The following is an 11,937-nucleotide window of genomic DNA, read 5'->3' as shown; positions in this document are numbered from 1 at the left end:
TGATGAAAAAAAGCGACCTTGTAATTTATGTTGTAACGGCACTATTGCTGGCCAATCTGGGCTGGGGATGCGCTGTAAGTGAAAAGAGGCCGCAGCCCTATAAAAAAAGATCATCTACAACAAAGCCTGTATATGAGGACGCCGGAGTGCAGGTTTACCGGCAGGAAAACGGTACAGTTGTTTTTAACAGGAACACCGGGGTTAAAAAAACATTTCAAAACTGCAACTCAGTACGGAGGATCGTAGATAAACCGGTAGGAACTGCGCCTCTTGCAGGGATAGCCATCCAGGAAGGCATCCGGCTTGAAAATGATAAAACTATTCTAATTATCGAACTGAATCCTGAATTTAAAATTTTATCGGTTTATCCGCACCCACATAGTAATAAAGATAAAATATTTATCAATAAAGACACAAATACACTTTATTTATATAAGAACGGAGATCTTTTTAAAACTTACCCTGTTGCAACAGGTAAAGTTTCGAATTATACCCCTGAAGGTGATTTTAAAATTGCCAATAAAATTACGGACAATGAAGATGTTTTAAAGCCTCAGCTTGGTCGGCGCTGGATGGGTCTTTGTGTTCCCATGGAAAAAGATAACCGGTTGCGATCGGAGCAGGATCTGCGAGCGCCGGAAGGCAGCAAATACGGGATTCATGGCACGGATGAGGCGGAATCCATTGGTAAATACGCTTCAGGAGGGTGTATTAGAGTTGGTGAAACCGACATTTTAGAGCTTTTTGATCTGGTTGAGGTGGGTACCCCTGTGGAAATAAGATCAAGCGTCGGTACGGAAGGTAGAAAAACCCGGGGGGATGATAAATGAAGTTTGGAAATAACTTACTGGGTATTAGAATAAAAGGGGTCAAATCATTCAGGCACGCCTGGCAATTAAGAATGATGCACTGGGTTTTAGCACCTGCGGCGCTTGCACTGATGGCCAGCGGGCTATATATCAATAAACCCTATCGAAATATGTTTTTTAATAACATGAATAATGCCCGCAAAACACATTTTACAGCCCAATATTTTTTTGGCTTATATTACCTTGCCAGGGGCTATTATGCTATAAAAACACGAGGTTATCGTAAACTGTTTCCCAATGCCAGGGATGTTGCCAGCCTGCCTAAATTCTCGTTATATGAATTATATCTGCGTAAAAAAGAACCCCAATATCCCAAATATAATCCGGCACAAAAACTGTTGTTTACTTTTTTTGCCTTATTATTTCCATTACAAATTCTTACCGGTTCGGCGCTATATTCAACGGGGAGGCTGCAAAGCCTGAGCCGCCTCTTCGGGGGGCTGGGCAATACCAGGAAGGTTCATTACCTTAGTGCTGTGACGTTAATGAGTTTGGTGGCGGGACATATGTATTTCGCACTAACAGAAAGCTTTAGTAAATTAAAATCAATTTTTACCGGTTATTTCACGCCCAAATAATTTGGAACGTAAATAATGGAGATGCTATGTTAAAAGTTTTAATCTTAGGACTGGGCAATCCGTTGCTTAAAGATGACGGTATTGGTCCACGGGTAATCAGGGCTATAAAAGCAGAAAAGCTGCCGGCAGGTGTTTGTGCCATGGAGGCAGGTGGTTCCTGCTTTGTTTATTGGGACTTGTTGCTTCAATGTCAGCATGTCATTGCCATTGACAGTTTGCTGGGGGACGGACCTCCCGGCAGTGTTTATGTAGTAAAGCCGGAATACTTACAAATTAAAAAACACAATCAAATGCGGCATGAACAGCATTTTCTCGATGTTTTGGAAATGGCGTCTTGGTATGGGGCCAGGCCTAAAACAATTATCATCGGGGTCGAGCCGGAAGAAATAACTTTTTCGCTTGAGCTCTCGCAGACAGTCCAAGGTAAAATGCCACATATTTTATCTATAATAAATAAAAAAATGAAAGCCTTATTGCCGGCAAGTAGTTTTTAAAGCGAGATGTCGATAATGAATCAAAAGGAATTAATCGCCAGGCTTAACTGGTTTTACAGCTTGGAAATAAGTCAGGTGGATCTTTACACGGCGCAGGCTAATGCCGTCGAAAACGACATTTATCTGGCCAAAACCCTGTCCAGAGTTGCCGCTATTGAGCAGCAGCATGTGGATAATATGGCGAAGGCGATAAAAATACTGGGGGCGGAGCCGACTAAGCTGGGTGATGTTATATCCCCGCTGGTTGGCAATACAGCAGGGATGATGACGGGGCTAGTTGGTCCCAAATTAATGCTTAAAACCGATATCACCCTGGAAGAAAAAGCTATGCAGGATTATAAGAATCTGATTATTCAGATCGGAGATAACGAGCATTTATTTAACGTGCTTTGGGACAACTTAATTGACGAAGATCTGCATACGGCCTGGTTTGCCAACAAACTAAAGGAACTGGAGTCGCTAAGCTGACTATTACAATCAGGGGACATACCTCCGACCTAAAGCCTTGACCCCATAGAGGAGGTGTGTCCCCTTTCCTTAATACGCCGGCTTGATGCCTGTTATTTTAGCCGTGGCCTCGTCCAGCGCAAAAATATCATTTCTGTCAACTTGGCTTAGCGAAGTTTTGCCCAGCGCCATAGTTACCATCTGCATTTCAGCCACAGAGGATAGTAAATAACTTGCCAGGTTGCGGGCGCCTTTGTTTACATCCAACTTGGCACGGTCTTTGCCATTCGCATATACAATCTGGACCGGCGGCTCATAAGGAAGGGATTTAAAAACCTGGGTATGAGCCATTGCCCACACGGCAATTGTGCCTATGGCGACAGCGTCTGCACCCAAAGCCATTGCTTTAAGATAATCCCCCGGAGTTTTTAACCCGCCACTGATGATTAAGCTGATTTTGTCCCTAACCCGGCGCTGCTCCAGGTAACGTGCAGCCCGGCAAACTGCGAAAAGTGTTGGCAGGCCGCAATCGTCCTCCAGCGTTGGAGCCGCCCCTGAGGTTCCCCCCTGGGCGCCGTCTACTGTAATAAAATCAGCACCTGCTTCAATGATGTACGCCAGATCTTTCTCCAAATCATTACCCGCAGCTATTTTAACCCCAATGGGTACTCCTTTTGTGGTCTTTCTTAACATACTTACTAAATTGCCAAGTTCACCGGGGGAGTTGATTTCAGGCATTCTGCTGTGAACTACGGCATTTTCGCCAGGTGCCAGCCCCATCAGCCTGATTAATTTTTTATCCATGTTTTTGGGGTAAAATGTTTCACCTGCGCCTGCCGTGGCGCCCTGCCCCAACTGAATCTCAATCAGGTCGGCTTTTCTTAATATTTCCGGCTCCTTGGACCAATTACCGCGATTAAATTGTAAAATCAGATGTTTGGCGGCAGCTCTTTCCTTGGGCAGAAACGGACCGTAGCCTGTATTGGTTGCAGTTCCGGCCATGGAGGCGCCTTTGGCCAGGGCAACCTTGGTTTTTTCACTTAACGCCAAACCATAGGCCATTCCGGCTATCAGTATGGGAATATCCAATTTAACCGGACGTATAGCGCGCTTGCCCAGGACCAATGAGCTGTCGATTTTTTTTTCTAAAACAGTGGGAAAAGTGTTAAGCTGGGCAACATTAAACATGATACTGCTGAAATCAGGGAATTTTTTTGGTCCGCCAAAAGGGCGGCTAATTGTTCTGCCCAGTTCCGCCCTGAGGTTGGTTTCCACAATTACCTGGGGATTTATCCTTGCCCCTGCCGAAAAAGCTTCCCAAAGGTTTTCCTTATAGGGTTCGGTCATAAAGCGGGTAGTAATGAACTTGGTTGCTTGTCCGGCCAAAGACCTGCCCAGCAGGACTGCGCCGGCAGTCCCCAGCCCTGCACCGAGTATCATGGCAGTTAGATTTTTATTTTTTTTGCTGCGCGACATTGCCATCTCCATGAAATTGTTTAGTTCAATTAACAGTATTGTCCCCCAAAACGATAATATACGCATTGTCGCATGTGCCGAACATAAATGTGTGCTATAATCTGTTATAATAATAAAAAAGCAAATAAAAAACCCCTTCTACAATATGAAGGGGTTTTTTAAATTAGGCAAACAGTCCCGCTGGGTACGGTTTCAGGCTTATTCTTAAACCACAGCCAGCCTTTTTCTGCATGATGGCAATATTTTGAGGGGCTGGCGATGAAAATTTTGTCGTAGTGGTTTTCTTCGCTCATTTCTTTAATTTTTTCATCCTGGTCGCGGCTGGATATAATAATTCTAGGTTCCAGTTCTGATTCTTCAAAGATGGGTACGATTTTTTCATCCAGCACTTTGCTTCTCAGCCTGTCGGCAACCATTTTATATTCCCAATCGGGCATCCAGAAACAAAGTCCGGGTACATCGGGGTACATTTGGTTGCAAGGAGGATTAACATATAGAACATCAAGTTGACAATCTTCGCACTTTGAGAGCCATACAGCTTTTTTAATAGCTGGCAGTGAATACTCGGCCCCGTTTACTACCAATAACATCCTTTTCATTCAAATCGCCTCCGGGTATATTTGGTTGTTGGTTGTTGTTGATATCATGTTATACCCGAAGTTTCTAATATTCAATTAAACTTTGCTGTTTTAACTTTTTTAAACTGTTTCCGGTTTATTGGGCATGTCGAAATTTTCACTTACAATATGAAGCTGCAAAATGTAATTAAAGGATGGAAAATGACCGTTGAATTGCTATGTACTTAGTGAAACTAGTACATAGAGCAGGTTTAACAGCAATTCAATATTTAAAAGCAGTGGGGGAAAGGTGAATTATCAATGGTTGAACTATCCAAACGCCTTGCCGCGGTGGTCAGGCATATTCCCAGGGATTCAGTGGTTGCGGATATCGGAACAGATCATGCTTATTTGCCGGTATATCTAATTCAGACAGGTAGAGCAAAAAAGGTTTTGGCTGGTGAAGTTACCGCCGGGCCCTACCGGGCGGCGCAGGAAACCGTTCGCTCCTGCCAGCTTGAACAGCAAATTGATGTGCGTATGGGCAACGGGTTGGGGGTATTACAGCCGGGTGAAGCAGATGTTGCTGTTTTGGCGGGGATGGGCGGCAAGTCGATCATCAGCATATTAGAGGCCGGCAGTGTGGTGCTTAAATCTATCAGGCGTCTAATTATCCAGCCAATGCGGGACGTTCCCGCGGTTCGTCGCTGGCTGATCCGGAATAACTGGTGCTTGGTTGATGAAGATATGGTTGATGAAGACGGGCATTACTATGTGATTATTGTTGCTGAAAAGGGAAATGAAAAGATTGATGATGAATTTATATTGGAGGTCGGACCCCGCCTGCTGGAAAAACAAGATGACATCCTGGTAGAATACTTAAAGAAACGTTCTGCCAACATTGGTTCGGTTCTGCAAAAACTTAAAGATGCCAAAAGTGATGAAGCCCGGTTACGTGCCGGCTTGTTAATAAAAGAGAAAGATAGAATACGGGAGGTGTTGAAATTATGTCAATAACAGCCGGGTATATTGCCCGGATAATGGAACAAATTGCTCCCCCACACTTGGCGGAGGAATGGGACAATTGCGGGTGGCAGATTGGAGATCCCGGAGCTGCTGTGAATAAGATCATGCTGGCACTGGACGTTACTCAAACGGTCATTAACGAGGCTGAAGACGCCGGAGTACAAATGATTATAAGCCACCATCCAATGTTTCTGAAAGGCGTTAAGTCCATCAGGCGCGACAGTCAGGCGGGGGGATTGGTCTACAGATTGATTAATGCCGGAATTGGCGTTTACTCTGCGCATACCAGTCTGGATAGTGCGCAGGGCGGTGTAAATGATATATTGGCCCGGGCATTGGAATTAAGGTCAATTGAGGTGTTGCATCCGGTAGAGCTCGACCGGTTGTTAAAGCTGGTTGTTTTTGTGCCTGTTGAATATGCGGACAAGGTGCGCGAAGTCCTGGGCGGGGCTGGTGCAGGCTGGCTGGGCCAATACAGCCATTGCACCTTCAACACGATAGGAACGGGTACATTTCTACCACGGGAAGGAGCTAAGCCGTTTATCGGGACGGAAGGCCGGTTGGAACAGGTTGAGGAGATTCGTATCGAGACGGTAATAAAAAAAGCTGACCTGGGGCAAGTGCTTAAAGCTATGTTTGAGGTCCATCCTTACGAGGAAGTTGCCTATGACCTGTATCCTTTGGAAAACACAGTTAATTCACAGGGTTTGGGCCGTATTGGCCTGCTGCCTGAGGTGCTGCCCTTAACAGTTTTAGCCCGGAAGGTGAAAAGTATTTTGGGTGTTGGAACCGTTAGAATGGGTGGCAGCGGAAACGAGCCAATCCAAAAAGTTGCTGTATGTGGCGGCTCGGGTGGTGATCTGTGGCCGCTGGCCCGGCAAAAAGGCGCCGGAGTGCTGGTAACAGGTGATGTGCGCTACCATGCGGCAAGAGATATGCAGGAGGCGGGTATGAATTTCATCGATGCCGGACACTTTGCTACGGAAAGACCGGTGCTGCCTGGATTGAAGGAAAGACTGGAACTGGCGCTGCAAAAAGCCGGTTTAAATGTTGATATAGTTGTTGCCACGTCCGAAGCAGAGCCCTGGGAGCACGTATAAATGATCAAAATAAAAGGAATATAAACAATGCCCATTTATGATTTAAACAAACTGGCTGCTTCTTTCGACCGGATTGCACCGTATTTTGATGTTATCAGGCCAATATTTATCACTTCCTACCGGAAGGCTGTAAAAATTACCCTTGGAGAGTTTGCCGCCGCCGGTGCTGCTCCCAGAGTGCTTGATATCGGTACAGGTACCGGCACACTGGCCGGAGCGTTTGCCGAAAGGGGAGCGGTGGTTACGGGGGTGGATATTTCTTCCGGTATGTTAAACCGGGCCAGGAAGCGATATGGCTCTAAAATTACTTATCTTCAGGGCAGTGCCCTGGCGCTGGCCGGGTTCGGTGATGACAGTTTTGATATAGCTGCGGCCGGTTTCGTGCTGCATGAAATGCCCCCGGATTACCGGGTAAAAGTACTGCTGGAAATGAAAAGACTCGCCAACCGGTTTGTGGCTGTAGTGGATTATGTCCCCAACTGGAACCCGGTTGTAACAGCAGTTGAAAAAATTGAGGGAAGCTATTATCAGCAGTTTTTAAATGAAATTAACGGCCAGCTGCGGGACATTTTTACAAGTTATCATGAGGTTAAACTCAATCATTTTATGGGGCTATATTTGTGCCGGATATAAACATCTTGTGTCGATAACGCGTAACCGGCAGCTCTTACCGCCGGGTCTGACTGGCATCCGCCCGGTGCTGACATTAGCCAACTCCATAACATATAATATTTTATGTGTCAAAACCGTATATTGTGGATAAAGCCCCATTTGCTCCATTAATTTATTTTATTTTTTAGCAGCAGGTTTGGGGTAAACAGTTAAAGAATATGTATAACTGGTGATATATTTTATGAGAGAGCTCATTGATAAGCTTAATTCACGCAAACCCGATTTAATGGGCAGAGAAAATTATTTTTTATCTGCTGTTCTTATCCCGCTGGTTAAGAGGAAGGGAAATTTTGAGATACTGTTTGAGGTGCGGTCCAGGGACCTGGCCAGACAGCCGGGTGAAATATGTTTCCCGGGTGGCAGGGTAGAAAACAACGAAAAAAAACGACCGGAACTTGCCGCTGTGAGGGAGGCCGCAGAAGAGCTGGGTCTACCTAAAAAAGATATCAAAGTGCTAACACCGCTGGATTTTTTAGTAACCCCCATGGGACCGGTTGTTTACCCTTTCGTAGGCGAGATACTTGCGCCGGATAGTATAGTTCCCAACCGGGAAGAAGTGGAAAGGGTTTTTACGGTACCGGTGTCATTTTTTCTTAATTATCCGCCCCAAGTCAGCAAAACTTACGTGGCTACCCGATACAGTGAAGATTTTCCACTAGACCGTGTGCCTGAAGTATACAGAGGGGGATGGAAGCAAAGGTGGTCTTTCCCGACGTATATTTATGAATACCAAGAGTTTTTTATTTGGGGGATGACGGCAACTATTCTCCATAATTTTATTAGCATGATAAAAGATTAACCCCTGCGTTATACAGGGGTTAATCTAGCTTATTCAACCCAACCTGTGGCAGGCTGCCAAGTGATTGTCATGGATTTCTTTAAACGCCGGCGTTTCCTGATGGCATTCTTTCGTCGCTTGCGGGCAGCGGGTAACAAAGGCACAGCCGGGCGGAGGGTTAACCGGGCTTGGTACATCACCTGCCAGGATAATGCGCTTACGCTTGGCCTCGATATCCGGATCGGCTACCGGTATTGAGGAAAGCAGCGCCCGGGTGTAGGGGTGCAGAGGATTGTCATAAAGCTCGTCGCTGCCGGCTAGTTCCACCACCCTGCCCAGATACATCACCGCCACCCGGCTGCTGATATGCCTGACCATGGACAGATCGTGGGCAATGAACATATAGGTCAGTCCCAGTCTTTCCTGCAGTTCCTCCAATAAGTTGACCACCTGGGCCTGGATGGAAACATCCAGCGCGGAAATTGGTTCGTCGCAGACGATAAACTCCGGATCAACAGCCAGAGCCCGGGCTATGCCGATCCGCTGCCGCTGACCTCCGCTGAATTCATGGGGGAAGCGGTTGGTATGGTCGGCGTTGAGTCCCACCAACTTTAAAAGTTCCATAATTCTGTCCCGGCGTTGGGAGCCCCGGGCAATTTTATGAATGTCCAGCGCCTCACCTATTATTTCGCCCACAGTCATGCGGGGGTTCAACGAAGCGTAAGGATCCTGAAAGATCATCTGTATCCGTCTAAACAGGCCTTTTTTCTCCTGCCCGGCGGCTTTATGGATATCCAGCCCGTTAAACAGCACTTTCCCCGCCGTGGGCTGGTACAGTCGAACCACCGTCCTGCCCAGGGTGGTCTTGCCGCAGCCGCTTTCCCCCACCACACCGAGGGTTTCCCCCTGGTAAATGTGGATAGATACATCATTTACCGCTTTTAAGATTTGGTTTTTGCCCACCCGGAAATGTTTTTTTAAGTTAACAACTTCGACCAGCTTTTTCATGACCGGATAGTCGCCCCCTTTGACGCATACTCGTGGGTAAGCCAGCAGCTCACCAGGTGGGTGTCGGATAACCGCACCAGATCCGGTTGAACTTCCCGGCAAACCAGCATGGCCCGTTCACAGCGCGGCCAGAAGGCGCAGCCCTGGGGCGGGGCGATCAAGTCAGGCGGCCGCCCGGCGATAGGGCTTAATTTTTTCCTTATCTCTTGACCCGGCCGGGGCACGGAGGCCAGCAGTCCCCGGGTATACGGATGCCGCTGTTGATAAAATATCTCGCTGGTGGTACCGCTTTCCACCACTTTGCCCGCATACATTACGATAACCCTGGAGGCGAATCCGGCCACCACGCCCAGGTCGTGGGTAATGAGAATGATGGACGTGCCCAGTTTGTCTTTCAGCTCCTGCATCAGCTCCAGTATCTGCGCCTGAATAGTAACGTCCAGGGCGGTGGTAGGCTCGTCCGCGATAAGCAGCCGGGGATTGCAGGCCAGGGCCATGGCTATCATCGCCCTCTGGCGCATGCCGCCGCTGAACTGGTGGGGATACTGGCCATACCTTTTTTCAGGGTTGGGCAGGCCCACCAGCGCCAGCATTTCCACGGCTCTTTGTTTGCCGGCCTCGCCGGCGAGATCAGTATGTTTATTTAACGTTTCCACAATCTGGTGGCCCACCTTCATGGTGGGGTTAAGCGAAGTCATGGGGTCCTGGAAGATCATACCTATGTCCTTGCCTCGAATGATTTCCATTTCCTTTTCGGTTTTAGGCAGCAAATTTTCACCGTCAAAAAAAATTTCCCCGGCTACATAACGGCCCGGCGGAGAAGGGATCAATCTCATGATGGACTGGGCGGTAACGCTCTTGCCACAGCCCGACTCACCCACGATGGCTATGGCCTCCCCGGCCGTCAGATCAAAACTGACGCCCCGGACCGCCTGCACTTCGCCGGCAAAGGTCTTAAAATGCACCTGCAAATTGTTGACTGACAGTAAATGTTTCATTACCGGCTCCCCCCTTAGCGGCGCAGACGGGGATCCAGCGCGTCGCGCAGGCCGTCTCCGACAAAGTTGAAAGCCAGCATGGTAATACTGATAAAAAGAGCCGGGAAAAACAGCTGCCAGGGATAATTGCGCAAACCCTCAATGCCGTCACTGGCCAGCACGCCCCAACTGGCCATGGGCGCGGACACCCCGAGTCCCAGGAAGCTTAAGAAAGCCTCGGTGAAAATAGCTTGGGGAACCAACAGGGTCATGCTGACGATAATAGGGCCCATGGTATTGGGGATCAGGTGGCGCAACAGAATCCGCCAGGTGCCCGCGCCCAGCAGGCGGGCGGCATAAATGTACTCCTGCTCTTTCAGGGCCAGCACCTGACCCCGGACAACCCTGGCCATATTTTGCCAGTAAACCATGCCCAGGGCGATGAAGATGGACTTGAGTCCTGGCCCCAGCAGCACCATGAGCAAAATAACGTAAAGTAAAAATGGTATGCTGTAAAGCACTTCCACAATACGCATCATTATCTCGTCCACCCGGCCGCCCAGATAACCGGAAATACCCCCGTACAGCACCCCGATGACCATGCAGATGACACTGGTCAGCACCCCGATGGCCAGAGATATCCGGGCGCCGTAGCACACCCTGGTAAACAGGTCCCGGCCCAGGGAATCGGTGCCAAACCAGTAGTCGCCGCCGGGAGGTTGGTTCACTAGCAGCAAATCCTGTTCCTCATAGGTATGGGCGGACAGGTGCGGCCCCAGCAGAGCTATCAGCGCCAGCAGTCCGATAATAATAATTCCGGTGACAGCCAATTTATTTTGTTTTAAACGCAGCCAGACATCCTGCCAGTAGCCCACCGACGGACAGGCTATTTCCTCTGCCGCCTGGTGGTCTCTTTCGATAGGCTGAAATGTTTGCGGAGTAATTTCCATCTTTTAGGTTACACATCCTTACGGTCAACTAATTTTATACGCGGGTCGATGGCCACATAGGCCAGGTCCACTAAAAAGTTCATCAGCATCAAGAAGGCGCTGAAGAAAATGGTGACCCCCAGTATTACCGTGTAATCTCTGTTTAGAACGCTGGTTACAAACCAACTGCCCAGCCCGGGAATGGCAAAAATCGATTCCACCACGAAACTGCCTAAAAGCACCTCGGTTACCAGGAACCCGAGATAGGTTACCACCGGCAGTATGGCATTGCGAACACCATGCCGCAGCACGATGACTCTTTCGGACAAGCCTTTGGCCCTGGCGGTTTTCATGTAATCCTGCTGCAGCACTTCCAGCATGTTGGAACGCATCAGCCTTGCTATAAATGCGGTGGGCAGGGCGGCCAGAGCCAGGGTGGGGAGAACGGCCTGCTGCCAGGTCCCCCACATGGCCGGCGGTAACAGCTTAAGTTTATAGGCAAATAAATACATCAGCAGCCCTGACAGGATGAAACTGGGAACGGAAAAACTCAGGGTGGCCAGCACCATGGCCAGATAATCCTGCCAGCGATTCTGGCGCAGGGCGGAGATGATGCCGGCCAGCAGACCCACAATAAGCGAGAAGGCAATGGCCAGTGAGCCCAGGGTGGCCGATATGGGAAAGCTTTCTCTGATGATGTCGTTTACGGTTCTGTATTCGTATTTAAAGGAGGGACCCAGATCCAGATGAACCAGATGGTTTAAATAATCAATATATTGTTTTCCCAGCGGATCATTGAGATGATAACGTTCTTCCATATTATGCTTGATAGCGGCCGGCACTTTTTTCACGGAGGCAAAGGGACCGCCGGGAATAGAGTGCATAATGATAAAAGTTACCGTAACAATTAACCACATGGCCAGTATCATGGTAGTTACCCTTCTTAGCAGGTACTGTGCCAACTACAACACCCCATTATTTACCATAAATATATGCTGACTAAATGAGGTATATGGGCTATAAGCC

The 11,937-nt window shown here is 48.2% G+C and carries 14 protein-coding genes; 8 read left to right on the top strand and 6 right to left on the bottom strand.

Annotation, left to right across the window (positions count from 1 at the left end; translation table 11 throughout):
• Positions 1-2: 2 nt before the first annotated feature.
• Genes BM056_RS19315 through BM056_RS19300 form a run of 4 tightly spaced genes read left to right on the top strand, consistent with a single transcriptional unit; the run spans position 3 to position 2,409 of the window.
• Positions 3-830 (top strand): L,D-transpeptidase, encoded by an 828-nt coding sequence (locus BM056_RS19315; protein WP_092473521.1) that lies wholly within the window; start codon positions 3-5, stop codon positions 828-830.
• Complete coding sequence (locus tag BM056_RS19310) at positions 827-1,447, top strand: cytochrome b/b6 domain-containing protein (protein ID WP_092473518.1); 621 nt, start codon at positions 827-829, stop codon at positions 1,445-1,447. Before BM056_RS19315 ends, BM056_RS19310 begins: the two co-directional genes overlap by 4 nt.
• A gap of 26 nt (positions 1,448-1,473) precedes the next feature.
• On the top strand, positions 1,474-1,941 hold the full coding sequence (locus tag BM056_RS19305; protein WP_092473516.1) for a hydrogenase maturation protease: 468 nt from the start codon (positions 1,474-1,476) through the stop codon (positions 1,939-1,941).
• 15 nt (positions 1,942-1,956) lie between these two features.
• Positions 1,957-2,409: a demethoxyubiquinone hydroxylase family protein gene (locus BM056_RS19300; protein ID WP_092473514.1), complete on the top strand. Its 453-nt coding sequence runs from the start codon at positions 1,957-1,959 to the stop codon at positions 2,407-2,409.
• A 69-nt stretch (positions 2,410-2,478) separates the two neighbouring features.
• Here the strand turns inward: BM056_RS19300 and BM056_RS19295 are convergent, their stop codons facing one another.
• Both BM056_RS19295 and BM056_RS19290 read right to left on the bottom strand, forming a co-directional pair.
• Entirely contained in the window at positions 2,479-3,930 is a 1,452-nt protein-coding gene (locus BM056_RS19295) for an FMN-binding glutamate synthase family protein (protein ID WP_207648225.1), read from the bottom strand.
• 92 nt (positions 3,931-4,022) lie between these two features.
• Positions 4,023-4,463, bottom strand: coding sequence for a universal stress protein (locus tag BM056_RS19290; RefSeq protein ID WP_092473512.1), 441 nt, complete (start codon positions 4,461-4,463; stop codon positions 4,023-4,025).
• Positions 4,464-4,742: 279 nt separating this feature from the next.
• On the opposite strand from BM056_RS19290, the gene BM056_RS19285 reads away from it, so the two are divergent.
• The 4 genes from BM056_RS19285 (at position 4,743) to BM056_RS19270 (ending at position 8,018) form a co-directional block, all read left to right on the top strand.
• Positions 4,743-5,438 carry a tRNA (adenine(22)-N(1))-methyltransferase gene (locus BM056_RS19285; protein ID WP_092473510.1) on the top strand — a complete coding sequence of 232 codons (696 nt, stop codon included), beginning with the start codon at positions 4,743-4,745 and terminating at the stop codon, positions 5,436-5,438.
• Complete coding sequence (locus BM056_RS19280) at positions 5,429-6,547, top strand: Nif3-like dinuclear metal center hexameric protein (RefSeq protein WP_092473508.1); 1,119 nt, start codon at positions 5,429-5,431, stop codon at positions 6,545-6,547. The genes BM056_RS19285 and BM056_RS19280 overlap by 10 nt, the downstream gene beginning before the upstream one ends.
• Before the next feature lie 27 nt (positions 6,548-6,574).
• Positions 6,575-7,180, top strand: coding sequence for a class I SAM-dependent methyltransferase (locus BM056_RS19275; protein ID WP_092473506.1), 606 nt, complete (start codon positions 6,575-6,577; stop codon positions 7,178-7,180).
• Positions 7,181-7,400: 220 nt separating this feature from the next.
• A complete protein-coding gene (locus BM056_RS19270; protein ID WP_092473504.1) occupies positions 7,401-8,018 on the top strand; it encodes an NUDIX hydrolase in 618 nt (205 codons plus the stop codon).
• A gap of 33 nt (positions 8,019-8,051) precedes the next feature.
• Here the strand turns inward: BM056_RS19270 and BM056_RS19265 are convergent, their stop codons facing one another.
• From BM056_RS19265 to BM056_RS19250, 4 genes are read right to left on the bottom strand one after another with little or no spacing between them, the layout of a single operon-like run.
• Positions 8,052-9,005 carry an ABC transporter ATP-binding protein gene (locus BM056_RS19265; protein WP_092473502.1) on the bottom strand — a complete coding sequence of 318 codons (954 nt, stop codon included), beginning with the start codon at positions 9,003-9,005 and terminating at the stop codon, positions 8,052-8,054.
• Positions 9,002-10,003 (bottom strand): ABC transporter ATP-binding protein, encoded by a 1,002-nt coding sequence (locus tag BM056_RS19260; protein ID WP_092473500.1) that lies wholly within the window; start codon positions 10,001-10,003, stop codon positions 9,002-9,004. The genes BM056_RS19265 and BM056_RS19260 overlap by 4 nt, the downstream gene beginning before the upstream one ends.
• Positions 10,004-10,017: 14 nt before the next feature.
• The gene (locus BM056_RS19255) at positions 10,018-10,932 is read right to left on the bottom strand and encodes an ABC transporter permease (protein WP_092473498.1); all 915 of its coding nucleotides are present in this window, start codon (positions 10,930-10,932) and stop codon (positions 10,018-10,020) included.
• An 8-nt stretch (positions 10,933-10,940) separates the two neighbouring features.
• Positions 10,941-11,873 (bottom strand): ABC transporter permease, encoded by a 933-nt coding sequence (locus tag BM056_RS19250; RefSeq protein ID WP_092473496.1) that lies wholly within the window; start codon positions 11,871-11,873, stop codon positions 10,941-10,943.
• Between the last annotated feature and the right edge of the window lie 64 nt (positions 11,874-11,937).

Origin of the sequence: Desulfotruncus arcticus DSM 17038, from assembly GCF_900113335.1 — a bacterium.
Lineage (GTDB): Bacteria > Bacillota > Desulfotomaculia > Desulfotomaculales > Desulfallaceae > Desulfotruncus > Desulfotruncus arcticus.
The sequence above is the reverse complement of the archived record's forward strand: the minus strand, read 5'-3'. Positions and strand labels throughout refer to the sequence as shown.